The sequence below is a fragment of the Streptomyces armeniacus genome (assembly GCF_003355155.1).
Lineage (GTDB): Bacteria > Actinomycetota > Actinomycetes > Streptomycetales > Streptomycetaceae > Streptomyces > Streptomyces armeniacus.
In genome coordinates this window covers 4,962,151-4,985,111 of record NZ_CP031320.1, presented here as the reverse complement: position 1 = coordinate 4,985,111, position 22,961 = coordinate 4,962,151, and the positions used below count along the sequence as shown (strand labels likewise).

At 73.4% G+C, this 22,961-nt stretch carries 21 protein-coding genes and 2 pseudogenes; 13 read left to right on the top strand and 10 right to left on the bottom strand.

From position 1 onward, the window contains the following. The first annotated feature begins 32 nt into the window (after positions 1 to 32). On the top strand, positions 33 to 1,100 hold the full coding sequence (locus tag DVA86_RS21775; protein WP_208880689.1) for an iron-siderophore ABC transporter substrate-binding protein: 1,068 nt from the start codon (positions 33 to 35) through the stop codon (positions 1,098 to 1,100). 121 nt (positions 1,101 to 1,221) lie between these two features. Here DVA86_RS21775 and DVA86_RS21770 read toward each other — a convergent pair whose 3' ends face one another. Together DVA86_RS21770 and DVA86_RS21765 are read right to left on the bottom strand one after the other, a co-directional pair. Further along, a complete protein-coding gene (locus DVA86_RS21770; RefSeq protein WP_208880687.1) occupies positions 1,222 to 3,663 on the bottom strand; it encodes a glycoside hydrolase family 65 protein in 2,442 nt (813 codons plus the stop codon). Between the two features lie 5 nt (positions 3,664 to 3,668). Then, positions 3,669 to 4,529, bottom strand: coding sequence for an HAD family hydrolase (locus DVA86_RS21765; RefSeq protein ID WP_208880685.1), 861 nt, complete (start codon positions 4,527 to 4,529; stop codon positions 3,669 to 3,671). A 259-nt stretch (positions 4,530 to 4,788) separates the two neighbouring features. Here DVA86_RS21765 and DVA86_RS21760 point away from each other — a divergent pair, with 259 nt between their 5' ends. Beyond that, on the top strand, positions 4,789 to 5,019 hold the full coding sequence (locus DVA86_RS21760; RefSeq protein WP_208880683.1) for a DUF5133 domain-containing protein: 231 nt from the start codon (positions 4,789 to 4,791) through the stop codon (positions 5,017 to 5,019). Positions 5,020 to 5,344: 325 nt separating this feature from the next. Here DVA86_RS21760 and DVA86_RS21755 read toward each other — a convergent pair whose 3' ends face one another. Further along, the gene (locus DVA86_RS21755; RefSeq protein ID WP_208880681.1) at positions 5,345 to 6,418 is read right to left on the bottom strand and encodes a LacI family DNA-binding transcriptional regulator; all 1,074 of its coding nucleotides are present in this window, start codon (positions 6,416 to 6,418) and stop codon (positions 5,345 to 5,347) included. Between the two features lie 196 nt (positions 6,419 to 6,614). Between DVA86_RS21755 and DVA86_RS21750 the strand changes: the two genes are divergently transcribed. The 4 genes and pseudogenes from DVA86_RS21750 to DVA86_RS21735 all read left to right on the top strand — a co-directional run bounded on the left by DVA86_RS21750 (position 6,615) and on the right by DVA86_RS21735 (position 12,364). Next, positions 6,615 to 7,925 (top strand): extracellular solute-binding protein, encoded by a 1,311-nt coding sequence (locus DVA86_RS21750; RefSeq protein WP_208880680.1) that lies wholly within the window; start codon positions 6,615 to 6,617, stop codon positions 7,923 to 7,925. A gap of 92 nt (positions 7,926 to 8,017) precedes the next feature. Continuing rightward, complete coding sequence (locus DVA86_RS21745) at positions 8,018 to 8,890, top strand: carbohydrate ABC transporter permease (protein WP_245997699.1); 873 nt, start codon at positions 8,018 to 8,020, stop codon at positions 8,888 to 8,890. A gap of 6 nt (positions 8,891 to 8,896) precedes the next feature. Continuing rightward, positions 8,897 to 9,877, top strand: a complete 981-nt coding sequence (locus DVA86_RS21740) for a carbohydrate ABC transporter permease (RefSeq protein ID WP_208880678.1) — start codon at positions 8,897 to 8,899, stop codon at positions 9,875 to 9,877. A 43-nt stretch (positions 9,878 to 9,920) separates the two neighbouring features. Further along, positions 9,921 to 12,364: pseudogene (locus DVA86_RS21735) on the top strand (beta-xylosidase/alpha-l-arabinosidase). Positions 12,365 to 12,442: 78 nt separating this feature from the next. On the opposite strand, the gene DVA86_RS21730 reads toward DVA86_RS21735, so the two are convergent. Further along, positions 12,443 to 12,781, bottom strand: coding sequence for a sigma factor (locus DVA86_RS21730; protein WP_208880676.1), 339 nt, complete (start codon positions 12,779 to 12,781; stop codon positions 12,443 to 12,445). A gap of 61 nt (positions 12,782 to 12,842) precedes the next feature. Continuing rightward, positions 12,843 to 13,082, bottom strand: coding sequence for a YciI family protein (locus DVA86_RS21725; protein WP_208880675.1), 240 nt, complete (start codon positions 13,080 to 13,082; stop codon positions 12,843 to 12,845). A gap of 206 nt (positions 13,083 to 13,288) precedes the next feature. On the opposite strand from DVA86_RS21725, the gene DVA86_RS21720 reads away from it, so the two are divergent. From DVA86_RS21720 to DVA86_RS21700, 5 genes and pseudogenes are all read left to right on the top strand, one after another. Then, on the top strand, positions 13,289 to 14,038 hold the full coding sequence (locus DVA86_RS21720) for an AAA family ATPase (protein WP_208880673.1): 750 nt from the start codon (positions 13,289 to 13,291) through the stop codon (positions 14,036 to 14,038). Positions 14,039 to 14,230: 192 nt separating this feature from the next. Further along, positions 14,231 to 14,677 carry an SRPBCC domain-containing protein gene (locus DVA86_RS21715; RefSeq protein ID WP_208880671.1) on the top strand — a complete coding sequence of 149 codons (447 nt, stop codon included), beginning with the start codon at positions 14,231 to 14,233 and terminating at the stop codon, positions 14,675 to 14,677. 119 nt (positions 14,678 to 14,796) lie between these two features. Continuing rightward, positions 14,797 to 15,123 (top strand): annotated as a pseudogene (locus tag DVA86_RS35395) (ArsR/SmtB family transcription factor); the annotation flags it as partial. A 174-nt stretch (positions 15,124 to 15,297) separates the two neighbouring features. Beyond that, on the top strand, positions 15,298 to 16,110 hold the full coding sequence (locus tag DVA86_RS21705) for a class I SAM-dependent methyltransferase (protein WP_208880670.1): 813 nt from the start codon (positions 15,298 to 15,300) through the stop codon (positions 16,108 to 16,110). 26 nt (positions 16,111 to 16,136) lie between these two features. Continuing rightward, positions 16,137 to 16,598 carry an SRPBCC family protein gene (locus DVA86_RS21700; RefSeq protein ID WP_208880669.1) on the top strand — a complete coding sequence of 154 codons (462 nt, stop codon included), beginning with the start codon at positions 16,137 to 16,139 and terminating at the stop codon, positions 16,596 to 16,598. Positions 16,599 to 16,679: 81 nt separating this feature from the next. On the opposite strand, the gene DVA86_RS21695 is transcribed toward DVA86_RS21700, so the two are convergent. Both DVA86_RS21695 and rpsN read right to left on the bottom strand, forming a co-directional pair. Beyond that, on the bottom strand, positions 16,680 to 17,756 hold the full coding sequence (locus tag DVA86_RS21695) for a cation diffusion facilitator family transporter (protein WP_208880667.1): 1,077 nt from the start codon (positions 17,754 to 17,756) through the stop codon (positions 16,680 to 16,682). Between the two features lie 115 nt (positions 17,757 to 17,871). Continuing rightward, positions 17,872 to 18,177 carry a 30S ribosomal protein S14 gene (gene rpsN / locus DVA86_RS21690; protein ID WP_208880666.1) on the bottom strand — a complete coding sequence of 102 codons (306 nt, stop codon included), beginning with the start codon at positions 18,175 to 18,177 and terminating at the stop codon, positions 17,872 to 17,874. 117 nt (positions 18,178 to 18,294) lie between these two features. Here rpsN and DVA86_RS21685 point away from each other — a divergent pair, with 117 nt between their 5' ends. Both DVA86_RS21685 and rpsR read left to right on the top strand, forming a co-directional pair. Beyond that, positions 18,295 to 19,446 (top strand): CobW family GTP-binding protein, encoded by a 1,152-nt coding sequence (locus DVA86_RS21685; RefSeq protein ID WP_208884985.1) that lies wholly within the window; start codon positions 18,295 to 18,297, stop codon positions 19,444 to 19,446. Between the two features lie 99 nt (positions 19,447 to 19,545). After that, positions 19,546 to 19,788 carry a 30S ribosomal protein S18 gene (gene rpsR / locus DVA86_RS21680; protein ID WP_208880665.1) on the top strand — a complete coding sequence of 81 codons (243 nt, stop codon included), beginning with the start codon at positions 19,546 to 19,548 and terminating at the stop codon, positions 19,786 to 19,788. Between the two features lie 96 nt (positions 19,789 to 19,884). Here the strand turns inward: rpsR and DVA86_RS21675 are convergent, their stop codons facing one another. The 3 genes from DVA86_RS21675 to DVA86_RS21665 are packed head-to-tail and all read right to left on the bottom strand — an operon-like array spanning position 19,885 to position 22,886. Then, a complete protein-coding gene (locus DVA86_RS21675; RefSeq protein ID WP_208880663.1) occupies positions 19,885 to 20,904 on the bottom strand; it encodes an ABC transporter substrate-binding protein in 1,020 nt (339 codons plus the stop codon). Further along, on the bottom strand, positions 20,895 to 21,818 hold the full coding sequence (locus tag DVA86_RS21670) for an ABC transporter ATP-binding protein (protein ID WP_208880661.1): 924 nt from the start codon (positions 21,816 to 21,818) through the stop codon (positions 20,895 to 20,897). The genes DVA86_RS21675 and DVA86_RS21670 overlap by 10 nt, the downstream gene beginning before the upstream one ends. Positions 21,819 to 21,866: 48 nt before the next feature. Further along, positions 21,867 to 22,886: a FecCD family ABC transporter permease gene (locus DVA86_RS21665; protein ID WP_222623439.1), complete on the bottom strand. Its 1,020-nt coding sequence runs from the start codon at positions 22,884 to 22,886 to the stop codon at positions 21,867 to 21,869. Positions 22,887 to 22,961 lie beyond the last annotated feature (75 nt).

Genomic DNA, 22,961 nt, shown 5'->3' with positions numbered 1-22,961 from the left:
GACAGCCCGAACCGACCCCGAAGGAACCGCTGATGCTCCGCTCACCCAGAGGCACCCGGCCGCTCACCGCGGCGCTGGCCGCCGTGCTGGCGCTCCTGCTCACCGCGACGGCCTGCGGCTCCGGAGACGACTCCGGCTCCGGCTCGGACTCCGCGGAGAACTCCGCCGCGGACGGCGCCTTCCCGGTGTCGCTGAAGCACAAGTACGGCACCACCACGGTGAAGAGCGAGCCCAAGCGGATCGTCACCGTGGGCCTCACCGACCAGGACGCAGTCCTGGCGCTCGGCAAGGTGCCCGTGGGAACCACCGAGTGGCTCGGCGGCTACAAGGGCGCCGTCGGCCCGTGGGCCGCCGGCAAGCTGGGCGACGCGAAGCCGCCGACCGTCCTGAAAGACACCGGCACGGGCCCGCAGACGGAAAAGATCGCCGCGCTGCGCCCCGACCTGATCCTCGCGGTGTACGGCGGGCTGACGAAGAGTCAGTACGACACGCTGTCGAAGTTCGCCCCGGTGGTCGCGCAGCCCGAGAAGTACAACGACTTCGGCGTGCCGTGGCAGGAGCAGACCGAGACCATCGGCAAGGCGCTCGGCCAGGGCCCGAAGGCGGCGGAGCTCGTCGACGACGTGGAGGCCCGCTTCACGTCCGCGAGCAAGGACCACCCGGAGTTCGCGAAGAAGCGCGCCGTCATGGCCACGCCGTACGACGGCATCTTCGCCTTCGGCGACCAGGACCCGCGCTCGCGCATCCTCACCGGTCTCGGCTTCGAGCTGCCGGCGGACCTGGACAAGGTCGTGGGCGACGAGTTCGGCGCCCAGATCAGCAAGGAGCGCACCGACCTGCTGGACACCGACGCGGTCGTGTGGCTCGCCGCAGAGCCCGCCAAGGACGAGGCCAAGCTGCACAAGGACCCGATCTACGCCGACCTGGGCGTGGCGAAGGACCGCCGCGAGGTGTACGTGGACGAGTCCAGCGACTACGGCAACTCCGTCTCGTTCGTGACGGTGCTGAGCCTGCCGTACATGCTGGACCGGCTGGTGCCGCAGCTGGCGGCGGCCGTCGACGGTGACCCGAAGACGAAGGTGCCCGCGCCCAAGTCCTGACGCGCGCACGGGCCGTGGCCCGGCACCGGCGCCCGTACGACGCGGCGGCGGAGACCCCGTACGCGGGTCTCCGCCGCCGCGGGCGTACGTACGTGCCGGGGCGATCCCCCGCGCGTACGCGTCACTCCCGCGCCGGCAGGTCCAGCCCGTACGCCGTGCCCGGCGCCACCGCGACCGTACGGTCCCCCAGCGCCAGCCGTACGGGGTCCTGCTCCGATTCGGGCACGCTCACGCGCAGCTGCCCGTCGTCCAGCCGCAGCCGTACGCCCCAGTGCCCGCGGTAGCGCAGGCGCACGTCGAACCGCGGCAGCTGCGGCAGCGGCACGGGGTCGAGCCGCAGCGCGTCGCCGTCCGCCTCCAGGCCGGTCACGCCCCGCTGCACGAGGTCGAGGGTGCCGGCCATGGCGCCCAGGTGGATGCCCTCGGGTGTCGTGCCGCCCTGTACGTCGGCGACGTCCCCGAGCAGTGCCTCGCGGCAGTACTCCCAGCTCTCCGCGCGGTGCGCGCGGGCCAGCACCCAGCCGTGCACCAGGCTGCTGAGGGTGGAGCCGTGGCTGGTGCGGGCCAGGTAGTAGTCGAGGGTGGCGCGCCAGGTGGCGTCGTCGAGGCGGTAGCCGAGCCGGTCGAAGAGTGCGGCGAGCCGGCCGGCGGGGAAGAGGTAGCCGAGCATCAGCACGTCGGCCTGCTTGGACGCCTGGTAGTGGTTGACGCTGTCGTCCTCGGACTCCAGCAGCCGGTCCAGGCGGCGGATGTCGCCGTAACGCTCGCGGTACGCCTGCCAGTCCAGCTCCGCCAGCTCGCCGTAGCCCTCGAACTGGCTGATGACGCCCCTGTGCCAGGGCACGTACAGCTTGCGGGACACGTCCTCCCACGCCTCGGGCTCGTCGGCGCCGATGCCCAGCTGCTCGCACAGCTCCTCGCGGCGCGGCGCGGGGAGTTCGCGCAGGACGTCGAGCGCGCGGCAGAGCACCCAGGCGGCGGTGACGTTGGTGTACGCGTTGTCGTCCACGCCGGGGTGCCCGGCCCCGGGGTACGCGTCGTGGTACTCGTCCGGGCCGACCACCCCGCGGATGCGGTAGCGGCCGCGCCGCGCGTCCCAGGACGCGCCGGACGCCCAGAACCGGGCGATCTGCAGCAGCATCTCGGCGCCGGGCCCGTACAGGAACTCGGTGTCGCCGGAGACCTGCGCGTACTCCCACACGTTGTACGCCACCGCCGAGCCGACGTGGTGCTGGAGCCGCGAGTGGTCCGGCAGCCAGCGGCTGGAACGCGGGTTCAGATGCAGGGTCTGGGTCTCCTCGCGGCCGTCGCTGCCGCTCTGCCACGGGTACAGCGCGCCCCGCCGCCCCGCGTCGGCCGCGGAGCGCTCCGCGCGTGCGAGACGGCGGTGGCGGTAGGCGAGCAGCGCCCGGGAGACCTCGGGGAAGTGCAGGTTCAGATACGGCAGCACGAACAGCTCGTCCCAGAAGACATGCCCCCGGTACGCCTCCCCGTGCAGCCCCCGCGCGGGCACCCCGGCGTCCAGCGCGGCGGTGTGCGGCGACAGGGTCTGCAGCACGTGGAACAGGTGCAGGCGCAGGATCTGCCCCGCCTCGCCCGGCACTTCGAGCCCGGCCCGCTGCCACAGGTGCTCCCAGGCGTCCCGGTGCGAGACCAGCAGCTCCGGGAACGCGGGCGCGCCGCGCACCCGGTCGACCGCCGCGTGCCGCGGGTCGCTGATCGCCTGGTCGTGCGAGGTGTGCAGGGCCACCGTCTTGTCCACGACGACGGCGCGGTCCGCGGTGACCGGCACGTCCGTCCGCTGGGAGACGGCGCGTTCCTCCGTCCGGGGCCAGCCGGCCACGGCACGGCGCTCGGACGTACGCGTACGGGCGGCCAGCGCGATCCGTACGCCGGAGGTGACGGTCTGGCAGTCCAGCCACAGCACGCCGCCGCGTGCGGTGCCGGTGCGCCAGCCGTGCAGATGCTGCCCGTTGAGGTCGCGGTAGCGGGCCACGCCGTCGTTGCGCACGTCGCCGTCGAGCGCCGACTCGACCTCCAGCACGCCGGTCCACCCCTCGGGGGTGAACTCCGTGCGCATCGCCGCGAGATGGGGATCGCCCATGTGCACCAGCCGGGTCTGGGTGACGGCGACGCAGCGGTCCTCCTCGTCGCACAGCCGCATCCGGCGGGTGAGGGTGCCGGCCCGCAGGTCGAGCGTCAGCGCGTACTCCAGCACCCGCGCCGTGTCCGGGGTGAGCCAGGCGCCGGGCGGCTCGCCCTCGCCGGTGCGGGCGCGGAAGCGGAGCGGCAGCCAGTTCGGCAGGTTGACCATGTCCTCGTTCTCGACGGTGCGGCCGGCGACGTCGGAGGTGAGGCGGTTGTAGCAGCCGGCGGCGTACGTGCCGGGGTGGTGCACGCTGTCCGCGGTGGTCTCGGGCGCGGCGCCCCGGGTGGCGAAGCAGCCGTTGCCCAGCGTGCACAGCGCTTCCCGCAGGCCCTCCTGCCCGGGGTCGTAGCCCTCGTACCGCCATGTCCAGCCGTCCGTGTCGTCGGGGTCCCGCGGCGCCGGGTGCGCTGTCACCGTCGTCACTCCTTCCGGTCGGTCGTGTCGGTCTGCCCGGACTGCTCGGCCCGTTCCGCGTGTTCTGGGTGTTCCGCCTGCTCCTCGTGTTCCGCGTGTCCTGCGTTCTCGGCCAGCAGTTCCGCGAGGTCGCCTACCACCACATCGGCGCCGTACGCGCGTAGATCCGCCGCACTGTCCGCGCTCGCCGCGCGGTCCACGCCCACCACCGTGCGGAAGCCGCCGCGGCGGCCCGCCTCGACGCCCGCGAGGGCGTCCTCCACGACGGCGCTCTCCGCGGGCTGCGCGCCCAGGCGGCGCGCGGCCTCCAGGAACAGCGCCGGGTCGGGCTTGCCGGGCAGCCCGAGCCGCGCGGCCTCGTTGCCGTCGACGACCACCGCGAACAGCTCCCGCAGCCCCGCCCGCGCCAGCAGTTCGGGCGCGTGCCGGGACGCGGACACGGCGGCGCACGGCGTCCGTACGGCGTGCAGCGCGCGCAGCAGCCGCGGCGTACCGGGCCATACGGGCACGGGTGCCGCGCCGAGGCGCCGCGTGAACGCCTCCTCTTTCCGCGCCGCCACGGCGCGCACGCTGCCGGTGCCCGGCGGGTCGTCCGCGCCGCCCTCCGGCAGCGCGAGTCCGCGGGCGGCGAGGAGGGCGGCGGCGCCGTCGAGCCGGGACTTGCCGTCGACCCAGCGGCGGTACTCCTCGCGTGCGTCGAAGGGCCGCTGGCCGGCCTCCGCCAGACACGGGTCGAACGCGTCCTTCCAGGCGGCGGCGTGCAGCCGCGCCGAGTCGACGAGGACCCCGTCCGTGTCGAAGACGACCGCCCGGACGGCGCGCAGCGGGGCGGCGAGTCCGGCGGCGAGCCGGGAGTGCGACGGCATGGCGGTCACCCCTCCGGTGGTCCGCCGGTCCGCGCGACCGGCGTCCGGTCTGACTGCGTGACGACGCGCGGCAGCGCCACCCTCACGGTACCCACGCCCACCGCACACCGCACCGCGGTGCCCCGCCCGCGACGGCGGGACGGAGGCGGCGCCGGGAGCGGGGGTTCAGCCGGTCCGATCGGGGAACCCGGACGGTCCAGGCGACCCCTGGGCACACACCATGACGCCGTACGACGCGGCCGTACGAGAGGAGAGAACCGTGCTGCTGGCCCACCCTGCCGTGCTGCGGAACCTCGTCGAGCAGTACGAGGCACTGCGGGCGTTGCACGCCCGCGGCGGTGAACCCGAGGTGCGGCGCCGCATGGACGACGTCGCGTACACGCTGTGCATCTCCACCGGCACCAAGCACGTGGACGCCGCGCTCATCGCCGCGCGCCACCGCCTGCCGGGCACGGACCCGACCGGCGACGACTCCTCGCTCAGCGCCTGAGCCCGCGGGCCGGGCGCCGGGGCCGGAGGGGCTGGAAGGCCGGGGCCCAAATGCCGTTCTGATCCCACCGTGTTGGGAAATACTCATCCGTTTCTCACGGATTATTGAGTTCCGCACGGCACCGTAAGCCCCATGGCTCCGTATGTGCCTGTCTGCCCCAACTGCGGCCGCGTCCGCTGCATCTGCCCGTCGTGACGCGCTGCCCGCGCGGTCACGGCGGCGGGAACCTCCCCCGCGTGAACGGCGGCGAAACTTTCGCCCGCTGCCCCGACCCCGATCGCGCGCCGCCCCCGCTCCATTCCGCCCTACGCCGCCCCGCGCCCGCTCACGCCTCCTCCAGCGGCGCCGTGCTGCCCCGTACGACCAGGCTGGTGGCCAGTTCGATACGGGTCGCCGCCGGCCGCTCGCCCCGGCCCAGGTCCAGGACCATGCGGGCCGCGGCCTCCGCCATCTGCGCCAGCGGCTGGCGGACGGTGGTCAGCGGCGGCGAGACCCAGCGGGTGAGCGGCAGGTCGTCGAAGCCGAGCACGCTCACGTCCTCCGGCACCCGCAGGCCCAGCTCGCGGGCCGCCTCGTAGAGTCCGAGCGCCTGCAGGTCGTTGCCGGTGAAGACCGCCGTCGGGCGGTCCGGCAGGCGCAGCAGCTCGCGGCCCACCTCGTAGCCGGCCTCGTGGTGGAAGTCGCCCTCCCGGATCAGCCCAGGGTCCACGGGCACGCCCGCCGCCTCGAGCGCGGCGCGGTACCCGTCGATGCGGGCGCGGCTGCACATCATCCGCGGCGGTCCGCCGATCACGCCGATCCGCCGGTGGCCGAGTTCGACCAAATGCCGGGTCGCGGCGAGCCCGCCCTGCCAGTTGGTCGCGCCCACCGAGGGCACCTCGTCACCCGGGTCCCCGGCCGGGTCCATGACCACGAACGGGATGTCGCGGCTGGCCAGTTGGGCGCGCTGGGCCGGGTCCAGCCCGGAGAGCACCAGGATCACGCCATGCGGCCGGCGCGCCAGCACCCGGTCCAGCCAGGTCTGCCCGGGGGTCAGCTGACCGTCACTCTCGGAGAGCACGACGCTCAGGCCCTCCTGGCGCGCGACGTTCTCCACGCCCCGGATGACCTCCATCGCCCAGGCGCTCTCCAGCTCGTGGAACACCAGGTCGATCAGGGGTGACCGGCTCGCCTCCGTACGCCGGCGGCGGTAGCCGTGGTGCAGGAGCAGCTCCTCGACACGGGTACGGGTCGCGGCGGCGACGTCGGCCCGGCCGTTGAGGACTTTCGAAACTGTCGGGGCGGAGACGCCGGCGGCACGGGCGATCTCCGCGAGGGTCGCGGTGCTCGGGGGCGACTCCTCGGCGGACTCCTCCTGCGGCTCTGGGGTGCGGCGCCGCTGCGCTTTTGCGGGACTCATGCCGCCGATGGTAGCGCCGGGCGCGGTCGTCCCGTAGTCGGAGCACGCTCTGCGACCGAGTGTGCGCGACCCCTTGACGCGGGCGGCAGCCCTCCTTAACGTGACCGAAAATTCGTAAAGCTTCTCGCAACATTCGTTGTTTCGATCCGCAGTCATTCGCCAGAGACATCAGAGACATTCGACAGAGGGTGCCGTCATGAAGCCCGGAGTAACCCACAGGACGTACAGCAGGCGCTGGATACTCGGGGCCGGCGCCGCGGCACTGACCGCCCCCGGACTCACCGCCTGCGGCGGGGGTGGCGCGGGTGGTTCCGACGGCGGGGAGCTGACGACGTACGTCTACGGCGACGACGCCGTGAAGGTGCAGCGCTCCGCCGTCAAGCGGTTCAACAAATCCGCCGACGCGAAGGTCAAGCTGGAGGAGGTGCCCGGCTCCGACTACGTCGCCAAGCTGCGTACGGCCATGGGCTCGCCCAGCGGCCCGGACATCTTCTTCAACTGGGGCGGCGGCAGCATCAGGCCGTTCCAGGAGGCCGGCCGGCTGACCGACCTCACCGACGCCGTACGCGCCGACCCGAAGCTGAAGAACGGCTTCCTGCCGTCCGTGATGAAGGCCGGCGAACTCGAAGGCCGCAACTACGGCATCCCCATGCGCGGCATGCAGCCGGTGATCCTCTTCTACAACAAGTCCGTGTTCGACAAGCACTCGCTGACGCCGCCGGAGACCTGGGACGACCTGCAGCAGATCATCGACACCGTACGGGGCAAGGGCATCACCCCGTTCGCCCTCGGCGGGGTCGACGTCTGGACCGAACTCATGTGGCTGGAGTACCTGGTGGACCGGATCGGGGGCGAGAAGGTGTTCGCCCGCATCCAGAACGACGAGGGGGCCCGCTGGGAGGACCCGGCCGTGCTGAAGGCCGCGGAGCAGGTGAAGGACCTCATCGACGGGGGCGCGTTCGGCAAGAACTTCTCCTCGGTGGGCTACGACAGCGGCGGCGCACCCGCCCTCTTCGCCCAGGGCAAGGCCGCGATGCACCTGATGGGCTCGTGGGAGTACCCCACCCAGCTCGGCAAGCACCCCGAGTTCGCGGAGAAGGACCTGGGCTGGGCCGTCTTCCCGACGGTGACCGGCGGCACCGGCGACCCCCGCAACGTCGTCGGCAACCCCACCAACTACTGGTCGGTGCACGCCAACGTGGGCAACAAGGACGCCGCCATCGCGTTCCTCACCGAGATGGCGTCCGACCGCTACGCCAAGGCCCTCATCGCCAACGGCGACGTGCCCGCGACCGCCGGTGCGGAGAAGCTGCTGGACTCCTCGCCCAGCCCAGAGTTCTCGAAGTTCCAGTACAAGCTGGTGCAGGACGCGCCCAGCTTCACGCTGTCCTGGGACCAGGCACTCCCCTCCGACCTCTCGGCACCGATGCTCACGGAGATCAACAAGCTGTTCGTCGGGCAGTCCTCGCCCCGCCAGTTCGTCAGCGCGATGCAGGGCCTGAAGTGACGGCGGCGCTCGACCGCCGGCCCGACCGGCACCCACCGCAAGACGGCCGCAAGGCGCGGGACCGCCGCAAGGGGCAGCAGCTCGACCGCAGGGTGGGGCGCCCGCATCCGGCGTGGGTGCTGCCCGGCGTGCTGTTCTTCGCGGCGTTCGCGCTCGCGCCGATGGTGCTCGCCGTCTACCTCTCGTTCTGCGACTGGGACGGGCTGTCCGCACCCCGGTTCACCGGCCTGGACAACTGGACCACGCTGCTCGGCGATCCGCAGATGCACCGGGCCGCCGGGCTGACCGCGCTGCTCGTCCTGGCGAGCTGGGCGTTCCAGACGCCCGCCGCGCTGCTGCTCGGTGTGTGGGCGGCCGGCCGGCAGCGCAACCGCGCGGTGCTGTCCGCGGTGTTCTTCATCCCGCTGCTGCTGTCCAGTACGGCCATCGCGCTGCTGTTCCACTCCGTGCTGGACCCCAACTTCGGTGCGGTGAAGCAGTTCGGGGAGTGGTTCGGGCTGGGCGACCAGAACGTGCTGGGCAATTCCACGAGCGCGTTCCTGGCCGTGGTGTTCGTCGGCGGCTGGCAGTTCATCCCGTTCCACACGCTGATCTACCAGGGCGGCGCCCGGCAGATCCCCGAAGTGCTCTACCAGGCGGCGGAGGTGGACGGGGCGGGCCGCGTACGGCAGTTCTTCTCGATCACCCTGCCGCAGCTGCGCGACACCGTCACGACGTCCACCGTGCTGATGGTCGTGGGCACGCTCACGTACTTCGAGACGGTCCTCATCCTCACCAAGGGCGGACCCGGCACCGACACCACCATCCTCCCGTACCTCATGTACCACACCGGCTTCCAGAAGTTCGACCTCGGCTACGCCAGCGCCATCGCCACGTTCCTGGTGCTCACGGCCACCGGGCTGGCGCTGCTGCTCGTCCGCTTCACCGGCTTCGGTGCCATGCGCAGCACCCGCGAAGGGATGTGACCCGACATGACCACCGGAACCACCGGACCCACCGGACCCACCAGCACCGCACCGGCCGCCGCGGATGTCGACAAGTCCCCCCGCCCGCCCGGTTCGCGCGGCAGGCCCGACCGTACGCCCCGCGCTCCGCGCGGACGCGGCGGGGGCGGCCGTACGCGCCGTCCGCTGCTGGGCCGCCGCGTCAACCCGTTCGCCGGGGCCGGCTCGCTGATCTGGCTCGTCGTCGTCCTGGTCCCCGTCTACACGATGCTGTCCGCGTCGCTGATGAAGCAGGACCAGGCGCTGACCGGCAACCCGCTGGCGCCGCCCTCGAATCCCACCCTCGACAACTACAACACCGTGCTCAACAGCGGCTTCCCGCGCCTGATCGGCAACACCGCGCTGGTCGCCGTGGCCGTGGTCGCGCTCGTGCTCGCGTTCTCCGTGCCGATCGCGTACGTCGCCGTCCGCACCCGGGACCGCTGGTCCGGGCTGGCCTTCCGGGTGTTCCTGCTGGGCGTGGCGATTCCCGCGCAGGCCGTCGTCGTACCGCTGTACCTGATCATCGGCGAACTCGGCCTCTACGACACCCTGCTCGCGGTGATCCTCCCGACCGCGGCCTTCGCCATGCCGGTCGCCGTCATCGTGCTCACCGGCACGATGCGGGACATCTCCGAGGAGCTGTACGAGGCCATGGCGCTGGACGGAGCCTCGCCGATGCGGATGATGCTCCAGCTCACCGTGCCGCTGTCGCGCGCCGGCATCAGCACGGTGGCCATCTTCGCCGCGCTCCAGGCGTGGAACGGCTTCATCTTCCCGCTGATCCTCACCCAGTCCGAGGGGCCGCGCGTGCTGACGCTCGGACTCTTCACGTTCATGGGCCAGTTCGGCATCAACATCCCGGCCCTGCTCGCGGCCGTCGTGCTGTCCGGCGTGCCCATCTTCGCCGTCTATCTGGTCGCACGCCGCGCGCTGATCAACGGGCTCATGGGAGCCGGCGGCAAGTAGCCGCCCGCGCCCCTTCGTACAGACAGAGAGGACCCACTCCCCCATGACCGTCCGCCCCGCCCGCGACGCCACGTCCGCCCAGGACGCCGTAGAAGACGCGCCCTGGCGCGACCCCGCACTGCCCGCCGCGACGCGCGTGGCCGATCTGCTCGCCCGGATGACGCTGGAGGAGAAGTCGGCCCAGCTGTACGGGATCTGGATGGGCGCCGACCAGTCCGGCGAGCATGTGGCGCCGCACCAGCACGACATGACGGACGCGGTCGACTGGGACGCCCTCGTCCCCCGCGGACTCGGCCAGCTCACCCGCTGCTTCGGCACCGCCCCCGTCGACCCCGCGCTCGGCGCGCTCGCCCTGGCCCGCGCACAGCAGCGGATCGTCGCCGCGGGCCGGTTCGGCATCCCGGCCGTGGCCCACGAGGAGTGCCTGGCCGGTTTCACCGCGCACGGCGCGACCGCGTATCCGGTGCCGCTCGCCTGGGGCGCCACGTTCGACCCGGAGCTGGTCGCCGAACTCGGCGCCCGCATCGGCCGCGACCTGGCGTCCGTCGGCGTGCAGCAGGGCCTCGCGCCGGTGCTGGACGTCGTACGGGACGCGCGCTGGGGCCGCGTGGAGGAGACCATCGGCGAGGACCCGTATCTGGTGGGCACCCTCGGCGCCGCCTACGTGCGCGGGCTGGAGAGCACCGGCGTGGTCGCCACGCTGAAGCACTTCGCGGGGTACGCCGGTTCGGCCGGCGCCCGCAACCTGTCGCCCGTGCGGGCGGGCGTACGGGAGATGGCGGACGTCGTCCTGCCGCCCTTCGAGATGGCGCTGCGCGAGGGCGGCGCGCGTTCGGTGATGAGCTCGTACACGGAGGTCGACGGCGTACCGTCCGCCGCCGACAACGAGCTGCTCACCGGGCTGCTGCGCGGCACCTGGGGCTTCGAAGGGACCGTTGTCGCCGACTACTTCGGCGTCGGCTTCCTGGAGACCCTGCACAAGGTGGCGGCCGACCCGGGCGGCGCGGCCGGAGTCGCCCTGGCCGCGGGCGTGGACACGGAGCTGCCGACCGTACGCTGCTACGGCGACGCCCTGACCGGCGCCGTACGTGCCGGACGCGTCCCCGAGGAGCTGCTGGACCGCGCGGCGGAACGGGTGCTGCGGCAGAAGTGCGCACTCGGCCTGCTCGACCCGGACTGGTCGCCGCTGCCGCCCGCGCTCGCGGGCACGGGCAACGGGTCCGGCAACAGGTCCGGCAACAGGGAGGGTGGCCGTACGGGCGACGGCGCGTCAACGGCGGTGTCGCCGCCGGCAGCCTCGACCTCGACCCGCCCGCCAACCGCGCCCTCGCCCGTACGGCCGCCGAACGCTCCTGCGTCCTCCTCGCCAACCCCTCCGGCACGCTCCCGCTGAGCCCCGCCGCGGGCGCCCGCATCGCCGTCGTCGGCCCCCGCGCCGACGACCCGCTGGCGATGCTCGGCTGCTACTCCTTCCCCGCCCACGTCGGCGTCTCGCACCCGGACGTGCCGCTCGGCGTGCACGTGCCGACCGTGCTGGAGGCGCTGCGCGGGGAGTTCGACGGCGCCGACGTGACGTACGCGCCCGGCTGCGACGTCAGCGGCGCGGACACCGGCGGCATCGCCGCCGCCACCGGGCTGGCGCGCGACGCGGACGTGTGCGTCGCCGTACTCGGCGACCGGGCGGGCCTGTTCGGGCGCGGCACCTCGGGCGAGGGCTGCGACGCCCCGGACCTGGCGCTCCCCGGCGTACAGGGCGAACTCCTCGACGCGCTCCTCGCCAGCGGCACCCCCGTGGTGCTCGTACTCCTCTCCGGGCGGCCGTACGCCCTGGGCCGCTGGGCCGAGCGGCTCGCCGGCGCGGTGGCCGCCTTCTTTCCGGGGGAGGAGGGTGGCCCGGCCGTGGCAGGCGTCCTGTCCGGCCGGGTCAATCCCTCCGGCCGGCTCCCGGTCAGCATCCCGTACGGGCCCGGGGGCCAGCCGTGGACGTACCTCCAGCCGCCGCTGGGGCTCGCGGGCGACAGCAGCAGTCTCGACCCGACGCCGCTGCACCCGTTCGGGCACGGCCTGTCGTACACCGGCTTCCGCTGGGAGGACTTCGCGGCCGTCCCGGCGGAACTGCCGACCGACGGGGGCACCGAACTGGAGCTCACCGTACGGAACACGGGCGACCGCGCGGGCGCCGACGTCGTACAGCTCTACCTGCACGACCCCGTCGCCCAGACGACCCGCCCCGACACCCGGCTGATCGGCTACGCACGGGTGCCGCTCGGTCCGGGACAGGCCCGCCGGGTGCGGTTCCGCTTCCACGCGGACCTGACCTCGTTCACGGGGCTGAGCGGACACCGGATCGTCGAACCGGGCGAACTGGAGCTGCGCTTCGCGGCGTCCAGCACGGACGTACGGCACCGCGTCCCGATCCGGCTGACCGGGCCGGAGCGGGAAGTGGGCCACGACCGGCGGCTGGTCTGCGCGGCGACGGTGGACTGAGGGGCGCGGGCCCGGCGTTGGGCGCCATGGCCGCTGTGGCCGCTGTGGCCCTCTCGGGGCACCGGCCCGTCAGCCCTGTCAGCCCGTCACCTCGGCCAGCCGCCGCGTGAGGTACTCGCGTACGGGCTCGCTGTCCGGGCCCGCGCCGAGCAGCGCCAGCTCCCGCAGCTTCCCGGCCTCCACGCTGCGCCGGCGGAGCCGGTCGACGGCCCGGTTGCGGGCGGTGGTCACGATCCAGGCGCCCGGCCTGCGCGGCACGCCGTCCTGCGGCCAGCGGGCCAGCGCCCGCGTGAACGCGTCCTGCGCGCACTCCTCCGCCAGGTCCCAGTCGCCCGTCGTACGGATCAGCGTGGCGACGACGCGGCTCCACTCCTGCCGGAAGGTGGCCGCGACCGCCGCCTCGACGTCCTCGGTCACGCGCGGCCCGCCGCTCGCCGTACGCTGCCCGCCGCCGTCTCCGTCGCCGTCTCCGTCGCGGTCACGCGTAGAACGGCCGGATCTCGAGCAGCCCGAACTCCGCCACCGGGTGCCGTGCCGCGATGCCCACGGCCTCGTCCAGATCGGCGCAGTCGATCACGTCGTAGCCGATGCCGCTTGTCCGGCAGGGCCCGCGGCCGGTCCGGCCGGTCCGGCCCGTCCGGCCGGTCGAGGACCTGCTCGCGCAGGACGACCGCGTCCGCGGCCCCGTCCACGCCGTGTGCTGTGCTGCGTGCTCCACTCACGTCTGCTCCTCTCGTACGGCGGCCGGGCCCGGCCCGGCTCTCGGCAACACGACGAACGGGGACCCCGCGGATGGACACCCGGCGGCGGACTTTCCGCCGACCGCCCTCCGGGCGCGCACCGCCCGGCTGGGATACTGGGCGGCTCCACGGCGGAGGCCTGCAGGCCGACCGCTCGACCGACCGCCTACGGCTTGGGAGTTCCGTGTTCGTCGACCGGGTCTACGTACCGGAGGGGCTGGCCCCCGACGCGGCCGGGCGCGGCCAGTGGCCGTTCACCGTGCCGTGCGTCGCGGAACTGCTCGACCACGGGCTGACGCTGCGGCGGCCCGTCACGTTCCTCGTCGGCGACAACGGCTCGGGCAAGTCCACGCTGGTGGAAGCGATAGCCGAGAGCTTCAAGCTGGACGCGTACGGCGGCCGGCTCGGCAGGCTCTACGGCCGCCCCGACCCGTCGAAGACGCCGCTCGGCGAGGTGCTGCGGGCGGACACGACCGTGGCGGGCGCCCGTATGCTGGCGGGCCCGCGGCGCCGGAAGAAGGGGTTCTTCCTGCGCGCGGAGACCGCGTTCGACATGACCGAGAACCTGGGCGGCCTGCCCGGCTACTGGCCCGAGGACACCAGCGCCATGAGCCACGGCGAGGGCTTCCTGGCGATGTTCCGCTCGATGTTCGACGCGCCGGGCTTCTTCGTCATGGACGAGCCGGAGGCCGCCCTGTCGTTCACCTCGTGCCTGCAACTGGTTGCGCTGATGCACGAGTTGGGCGAGTCGGGAGCACAGGTCGTCTGCGCCACGCACTCCCCGCTGCTCGCCGCGACCCCGGGCGCGGACATCATCGAGGTCGGCGAACACGGCTCCCGCCGCGTGGAGTGGGACGAACTGGCCCTGGTGGACCACTGGCGCCGCTACATGTCCGACCCCCACGCGTACCTGCGCCACCTGATCACGCCCTGACGGCCCTCCGTCCCCGCCCGCTCCCGGGCCCGGGCCCGTTCCTCCCCTGGCCCAGTGGGCTTGCCGCAGTCCCTCGTGCCGCTGAAGTGCGGGCGCGGGGCGCACGCCGGAGGCGCAACCGAGGGGTTGCACCTAAGTGAGGGACGTGCAATGCTCGGGTTGCGCATCCACTCACCACCCGAGGAGCACCCGATGACCGAAGACCGGATCGAACGAGACATCCTGATCGCCGCCCCCGTGGACCGCGTCTGGTCGCTGGTGGCCGTGCCCGGGTTCTGGGTGGCCGACCCGCCGGGGCAGTCCGGGGTGGCGACCACCGAGGGCGAGACGATGGTCGTGAAGCACTCCGAGCACGGCGACTTCCCGCTCCGCGTGGAGAAGCTCGAGCCGCCAACGTACGCCGCCTACCGGTGGATCAGCGCGTTCCGTGACCAGGAGGTACGCGAGGACAACAGCACGCTCGTCGAGTTCACCCTGACCAGCGAGGGCGCCGAGACGCGGCTGAGCGTCGTCGAGAGCGGCTTCACGAAGCTGGCCGGGTCCGACGAGCTGCGCCGCAAGAACCGGGAGGACCACGCCGACGGCTGGCCCCAGTGCCTGGACGCGCTCAAGGCGTCTGCCGAAGAATCACCGGAGTGACGGACGAGGTGACCGGCGCACACCGCACCGCCGACAGGACGGGCAGGGCCGACAGGGCGGCCAACGGGGCCGACAGCCCCGGCAGGAGCGGCAGTTCCGGCCGGACGGACGCGGACAGCGAGGCCGTCGACAGCGTCCTCACCGCGCTCGCCGACCCGACGCGGCGTCTCCTGCTCGATCTGCTCGCCGCGCAGGGCGAGGCCACCGCCACGACGCTCGCGGAACGGCTGCCGGTCTCGCGGCAGGCGGTGGTCAAGCACCTCGGCGTGCTGGACGGCGCCGGGCTGGTCTCGGCGAACCGGGTCGGGCGCGAGGTGCGGTACGCCGTACGGTCCGCGGCACTGGACGCGACGGCACGGTGGATGGCCGCGCTCGCCTCCGAGTGGGACCGGCGACTGGCGAACATCAAGCGCATCGCCGAAGCCGCGGAACGCGACGCGCACTAGCGGAACGCCCGTCCACTGGCAGGTCGTTGACCTGCCAGTGGACGCCGCGGTTCACACAGAGGGCGCGCACCCGCGCCGCCCACGCGATAGAGTCGACATCAAACGAAAATGATTGTCATCTACGCCCGGCTCCGGCCGCCCGCCTGCACGCCCGCATGAGAGAGGTCGCCGCACATGACCGCACAGGACCGCACCACCGTCGGAGACGTGTTCAGCGCAGGCGCGGAGGAGTTCCACCGCTGGTCGCCGCTCCTCTGGGACCCGGTCGGCGAGGCGACGGCCGCCTCGGCCGCGCCCGCACCCGGCGAGCGGGTGCTCGACGCCTGCTGCGGAGCCGGGGCGTCCGCGCTGCCCGCCGCCCGTGCCGTGGGCCCCGGCGGCCGCGTCGACGGTGTCGACCTGGCCGTCTCCCTGCTCCGCACCGCGGAGGACCGCGCCCGCGGCGAGGGCCTGCGGAACGTCCACTTCCACGACCGTGACGTGACGGACTGGCAGGCACCGGACGGCGGTTACGACCTCGTGCAGTGCTCGCTCGGGGTGTTCTTCTTCCCGGACATGGACCGGGACACCGCGGCCCTCACCCGCCTGCTGCGCCCCGGCGGACGCCTCACGGTGACCGTGTGGGAGAAGGGCGCGCTCGGCGGCTGGGGCCAGGCGTTCAAGCGCGCCGTCGAAACGGAGCGCGAGTGGCCCGCCACCCCGCCGTCGGCGCAGCTGAACCGGATCGAGACCCCCGAGACCCTCACCGCGTGGCTGGAAGGGCTGGGCCTCACGGACGCGCGCGTCGAACAGCGGCGGTTCGACGTCCCGTTGACACCCGACGGCGGCTGGGACCTTGCGGTGGGCAGCGGTACGCGCGCCCTCCTCGCCGGGCTGACGCCCGCCGCCGTCGAGCGCGTCCGTACGCGCTTCACCGCCGCCCTCGACGGCGACGCCGTGACCGATCTGGACGCACGGATTCTCACCGCCACGGCACTGGTCCCCTGACCTGAGCCCGCCGTACGCTGAGCACCGTGTACACCACACGGCTCTCCCGGCACGTGAACGCCCCGCGCCCGGCGGTCTACCGCGCGCTCCTCGACGCCGACGCGATGGTGCGCTGGCGGGTGCCGGACGGCATGAGCGGGCAGGTGCACGAGTTCGACGCGCGGGAGGGCGGCGCGTTCCGGGTGTCGCTCACGTACGACGCACCGACCGGCGCGGGCAAGTCCACGGCGCACACGGACACGTACCGCGGGCACTTCGTACGGCTGGTGCCGGACGAACTCGTGGTCGAGGAGATCGAGTTCGAGACGGCGGACCCCGCGCTGCGCGGCCGGATGACGATGACCACGTCGCTCACGGACGCCGGCGGAGGCGGCACCGAGGTCGTTCTCCTGCACGAGGGCGTCCCCGACAGCGTGCCCGCCGCAGGCAACGAGACCGGCATGCGGATGGCGCTCGACAACCTCGCGCGTCTCGTCGAGGAGGACTGAACGGCCCCGGCGTAAACGGGCTCCCGGCGGGCGGGCGTTGCGGCAGGGGTCGTTCCAGCGGGCGTCGTTACGGCTGCGGCGTCACCCCGCGTGGTGCGCCAGAGCCGCGTGCGGGTCGTCCCCGGCGCGGACCGGCGCGTGGTCGGTGTGGACGGTGGCGGCGGTCAGCCGGGGCACGGCGTGGATCAGGGCGTGCTCAGCGGCGACGGCCAGCTCGTGCGCCCGTACGACGGTGAGGTGCGCGTCCACCACGATGTCCGCCTCGGCGCGCAGCGCGTGCCCGATCCACCGCAGCCGCACCTGTCCCGTGCCGCGTACGCCCGGCACCGCGCGCAGCGCGTCCTCCGCGGCCTCGACGAGGGCGGGGTCGACGGAGTCCATCAGGCGGCGGTAGATCTCCCGCGCGGCGTCCCGGAGGACGAACAGGATGGCGACGGTGATCAGCAGCCCGACGACCGGGTCCGCCGCGTGCCAGCCGAGCGCGACGCCGCCCGCGCCGAGCAGTACGGCGAGCGACGTGAACCCGTCGGTACGCGCGTGCAGTCCGTCCGCGACGAGCGCGGCGGACCCGATGCGCCGGCCGGTGCGGATGCGGTAGCGGGCGACCCACTCGTTGCCCGCGAACCCGGCCAGCGCCGCCCCGGACACGGCCCACAGGTGGTCGACGTCGCGGGGGTGCAGCAGCCGGTCGACGGCGGCGTACGCGGCGAGGCACGCGGACGCCGCGATGACCGCCACGATGACGATGCCTGCGAGGTCCTCGGCGCGCCCGTAGCCGTACGTGTAGCGGCGGTTGGCCGCCCGCCGCCCCAGCACGAACGCGATGCCCAGCGGGACGGCGGTCAGCGCGTCGGCGACGTTGTGCACGGTGTCGCCGAGCAGTGCGACCGAGCCCGACAGGGCGACGATCGCGGCCTGCACGGCGGCGGTCGCGCCGAGGACGGCGAGGGAGATCCAGAGCGTACGGAGGCCCTCGCGGGAGGTCTCCAGCGCCGCATCGGTCTTGTCGGCGGCCTGGTGGCTGTGCGGCCTGACCAGGTGGCCGAGCCGGTGCCGCAGCCGGGCCGTACGCGTACGGGCGCGGCCGTCACCACCGTGGTCACCGGCGTGCCCGGCGTGCTGGTGCCCGTGCGCACGGTCGTTCCGGTTCGCCGCCATGCCCCCACCGTGGCACACGGAGTCCCTTGCGGCTACTGCCGTCGTACCCCCTCTGACCAGGTGCGACTCCTTCGCAGCTGCGCCCCGGGGGCGCGTGTGCGGAGGGCCCGCGCCGTCACCAGGACGACTTGGTCACGCCCGGCAGGAACCCGGCGTGCGCCTGCTCCCGTACGCGCACCCGGGACAGCCCGAACTTCCGCAAGTGGCCGCGCGGCCGCCCGTCCACGCTGTCGCGGTTGCGCACCCGGGTGGCGCTGGCGTCGCGGGGCTGGCGCCGCAACTCGGCCAGGGCGGCGCGGCGTTCGGCCTCCGTGGCGTCCGGCCGCCGGACGGTCTCCTTCAACTCGGCGCGCCGGGCGGCGTACCGCGCGACAACCGCCTTGCGCTTCTCGTTCTTCGCGATCTTGCTCTGCTTCGCCATCAGGCACGCTCTCCTCGTGGCTTATTGGAAACGGTTCCCATTACCAATATAGTAGCGCCATGGCGCTGAACCCGGGCGCCGGACCCGAACGAGCAGGAGCGAGCCCCCATGGAACCGATGCCCGACGGGCTGCCCGTCGTCCTCGTCGCCGGAATGCACTCCGCCGCACGCGAGGAGGTGGTGGAGGGGCTGCTGCGCAGCGTGCCGGGCAGCGTCGCCCTGCACCACGACCTGTCCACGGCCGCCGCCGGCCACGTACGCCGCACCGTCCGGGAGGCCGACGGCCCCGTGTCGTCCGGCGAGACACCGCTCGTCAACGACTGCGCCTGCTGCGCCCTCCGCGAGGACCTCCTGCCGGAGCTGGCCCGGCTGGCGGCAGCGGGGACCGTACGGCTCGCCGTCGTCGAGCTGTGGGACTCCGTCGAGCCCAAGAGCATGGCCGAAGTCCTCGCCGCACACGGCGGTGCCGCGAAGATCCGGCTGACGGGCGTGCTGACCGCCGTCGACCCGAGCCTCGTCCTGCCCTGCCTCGCCAACGGCGACGACCTCGCCGACGCCGGGCTCGCGGCCGCCGCCAACGACCAGCGGACGGTCGGCGACACCTGGGCGCGGCAGGTCGAGTACGCGCCCGTGCTGGCGCTCGTCGACAGCGAGACGGCCGACGACGAGGACCGCGCGCTGCTCGCCCAGCTGCACGCCACCGCCCGCCGGGCGCGGGCGGGTTCGGCGGAGCTCGTACGGCTCGCCCTCGCCGGATTCGACGTGGAGGCGGCCGCCGCCGCGCAGCACCCGTCGTGCGCGCTGCTCCCGCAGGAGGCCGACGAGGCGGGCGTCGCGACCGTCGTGTGGCGGCGGCGCCGGCCCTTCCACCCGGAGCGGCTGTACGCCGCGCTGGAGGATCTGACGTGCGCGGCCGTACGCAGCCGGGGCCGGTTCTGGCTCGCCGACCGCCCGGACACGCTGCTGTCCTGGGACGCGGCGGGCGGCGCGCTGTGCGTGGAGGCCGCCGGTCCGTGGCTGGCGTCGCTGCCGGACGCGGCCTGGGACATGGTCGCCCCCGCGCGCCGGGCCGCCGCCGCGCTGGACTGGCATTCCGAGCACGGCGACCGCTGCCAGCACCTCGTCTTCACCTCACCCGCCCTCGACCGGGAGGGACTTGAGGAGCTGCTCGACTCCTGCCTGCTGACGGACGCCGAGTACGCGTCCGGGCGGGAGGCGTGGCGGCGGCTGACGGGCGCGTTCGACGCGCTCCTCGACCCGGTCTCCTGAGCCCCCTCCCCCGGCGAACTCCCCGCGGGCTCCCCCGCGAACTCCCGCAGCCACGGCGCCCCGTCCCGTACGGCGCCCACGACCCCTGGAGGAACATCCGTGCCACGCCGCCCCGAACCCCGTAAGCCGCACAAGCCCAGGTCCCGGCCCAACCCGCTGGACAAGGCCGGAATCACGTACGTCGATTACAAGGACACCGACCTGCTGCGGAAGTTCATCTCCGACCGGGGCAAGATCCGCAGCCGGCGCGTGACACACGTGACGCGCCGGCAGCAGCGGCAGATCGCCGCCGCGATCAAGAACGCCCGCGAGATGGCGCTGCTGCCGTACGCCGGCAGGTGAGCGCGTGAACAGGCCGCCGCCCGGCCACCGGAGTCGGTGACCGGGCGGCGGCCTGTCGTGGTCGTGGCCTGTCGTGGTCGCGCTCGTGATCGTGGTTCAGCGCTTCAGCTCGCGCAGGTACTTGCCGAACTTCTCCAGGCCGTCGATGTTGCGCGGCCCGCTGATGCCCTCGTTGTAGTCGAGGATGAAGAAGTTGTTCCGCTTGACGGCGGGCAACTCCCGCGTGTGCGCCGACTTCTTGAGGAACTCGATCTTCTTCTTCGCGGGCTGGTCGCCGTAGTCGAGGATGATGACGACCTCCGGTTCGGCTTCCGCCACGGACTCCCAGTTGACCTGGGTCCAGCGCTCGTCGAGGCCGTCGAAGACGTTGCGGCCGCCGGCGGTCTTGATGATGTCGTTGGGCGGCACCTGGTTGCCCGCGGTGAAGGGGCGGTCGGTGCCCGAGTCGTAGAGGAAGACCGGGACGGGGTCGCCCTTGGGCGCCTGCTTCCGTACGGCCCCCGCGCGCCGCTTCAGGTCGCTCACGACCTCGTCGGCCTTGTCCTCGACGCGGAAGATGCGGCCGAGGCGTTCGAGGTCGGTGTAGAGAGCGTCGAACGGGTCGGCGCGCTCCGGGTACTTCGGGTAGTTGTAGCAGCTCTCGGTGTGCATGAAGCTCTGGATCTTCAGCTTGTCGAGGATCTCCGGGGTGATGCCACGCTGGTCGCTGAAGCCGGAGTTCCAGCCCGCCACGACGAAGTCGGACTTGGCGTCCACGACGAGTTCCTTGTTGAGGAGGTCGTCGCTGAGCATCTTCACCTTCTTGTACTCGGCGGCCCACGGGGACTCGCTCACGGGCGGGTTCGCGGGCGGCATCACGTAGCCATGCACGTGGTCGGTGAGGCCGAGGCTGAACAGCTTGTCCGCGCTGCCGCCCTCGTACGCGACGGCCCGCTCCGGGACGGTGTACGGGACGGGCTCGCCGCACCTCTTGACGGTGGTCTTCTCCGACTTGGCGGAGTCCGACGCGACGTCGGCGCCGCAGCCGGTGAGCAGCAGCGCCGCCGCGACGGCGGGCCCGACGACGGCGCGCGGCCGTACGGCGCGGGGAGGGCGCGGGGATACGGTCAGGGGCATGGCGTGGTGCTGCCTTTCGGGTTGGAAGGAGCGAGCGGTTCGGAAGAGCCCAGCGGTTCGGAAGGAGCGAGCGGTTCGGAGGAGCGCGACTCTCCGGCGGAGCACGGCGGTTCGGGACCCTGCGCCTCGGAGGCGAACAGCGGCGGCGAGGGCGACAGCGCGTACAGCAGCTGTGGGTCACCCGTCAGCGGGTGCTCGACCACACTCGCCCGCACCCCGAACACCTCCGCGATCAGCTCCGCAGTCAGCACCTCCGCCGGCGTGCCCGCCGCCACCAGGCGGCCGTGCGCGAGGACGCCGAGCCGGTCGCAGGCGGCAGCGGCGAGGTTGAGGTCGTGCAGCACGACCAGGACGGTGACCCCCGCGCCGCGCAGCAGCGACAGCAGCTCCACCTGGTGGCGTACGTCGAGGTGGTTGGTCGGTTCGTCGAGCACGAGGATCTCCGGCTCCTGGACCAGGGCGCGGGCCACGAGGACGCGCTGGCGTTCGCCGCCGGAGAGGGTGAGGACGCCGCGATGGGCGAGGTGCCGCAGGTCGAGCCGGTCCATGGCCCGTACGCACAGCTCGCGTTCGCGCCGGCTGAGCGGCTGGTTGCCGCGCAGGTACGGGGCGCGGCCGAGCGCGACGACCTCCTCGACGGTGAAGTCGAGGTCGATGCCGCCGTCCTGGGTGAGCGCGGCGACGGCCTGCGCGCTCTGCCGTACGGGCAGCCGGGCGAGGTCGTCGCCACCCGCCCGTACGGTGCCGGAGGTGGGCCGCAGGGCGCGGTAAACGCAGCGCAGGGCGGTGGACTTGCCGCTTCCGTTCGGGCCGACGAGGCCGACGACGCGGCCGCTCGGCACGTCCAGGGACAGCTCGCTCACCAGGCTCTTGCCGTCGGTCACCACGGAGAGCGCGTCCAGCGTCAGTTCCATGCGTGCCTCGCCTCCGTGTCGGCGGGTTCCATCCGGCGGGCTCCCATCTCAACGGCCCCCGAACAGGTAGCTCTTGCGGCGCATCAGCGTGATGAAGACGGGCACGCCGACGAGTGCGGTGATGACGCCCAGGGGCAGTTCGCGCGGCGCGGCGAGGGTGCGGGCCGCCAGGTCGACCCACACCATGAACACGGCCCCGGTCAGCGGGGCGACGGCCAGTACCCGGGCGTGGGTGGCGCCGACGACCATGCGCACGAGGTGCGGCATGATCAGCCCGACGAACGCGATGGCACCGCTCACCGCGACCATCACGCCGGTCACCAGCGACACCAGGACCAGCAGGCTCCGGCGGTGCCCGTCGGGGCTGACGCCGAGGCTCGCGGCGGTCTCGTCGCCGAGTGCCAGGACGTCCAGCGCGCGGCCGTACCGGTACAGCACGGCCAGCCCGAGGAGTACGGCCCCGGCGACGACCGGCAGCGAGCCCCAGGTGGCGGCGCCGAAGCTGCCCATCGTCCAGTACAGGACCATGCTGGTGGCCTCGCTGTCCGGCGCGAAGTAGATGATCAGGCTCATCACGGCCTGGAACCCGAGCGACAGGGCGACTCCCGTCAGTACGAGGCGCAGCGGGGAGAGCGCGCCGCGGCTCGAAGCGGCGGCGTACACGAGGAGCGACGCGCCGAGCGCGCCGAGGAACGCGCCGGCGGACACCGCGTACACGCCCAGCGCGGCGAGGCTCCCCGTGACGGTGACGCCGACGGCGCCGACCGACGCGCCCGACGAGACGCCGAGCACGAACGGATCGGCCAGCGCGTTGCGCACCATCGCCTGGATGGCGACGCCCACGGCGCTCAGGCCCGCGCCCACGAGGGCCGCGAGCAGCACGCGCGGCGTACGGATCTGCCACACGATCTGGTACGTCGTCGTCTCGTCCGCCTCGATACGGCCGCCGGTCAGCGCCGCCCACAGATACCGGGTGGTCTCCCCCGGCGTGACCGTCGCGGGGCCCAGGCCGATGGCCACGACGACGGAGAGCAGGAGTACGGCCAGCAGGACGGCGCACGTCGCCACCAGTCCGGCGCGGGTGGCGAGCCGGCGGCGTACGGGCGCGGGGTCGGCCGCTTCCTGGGCAACTCCCGCCCCCTG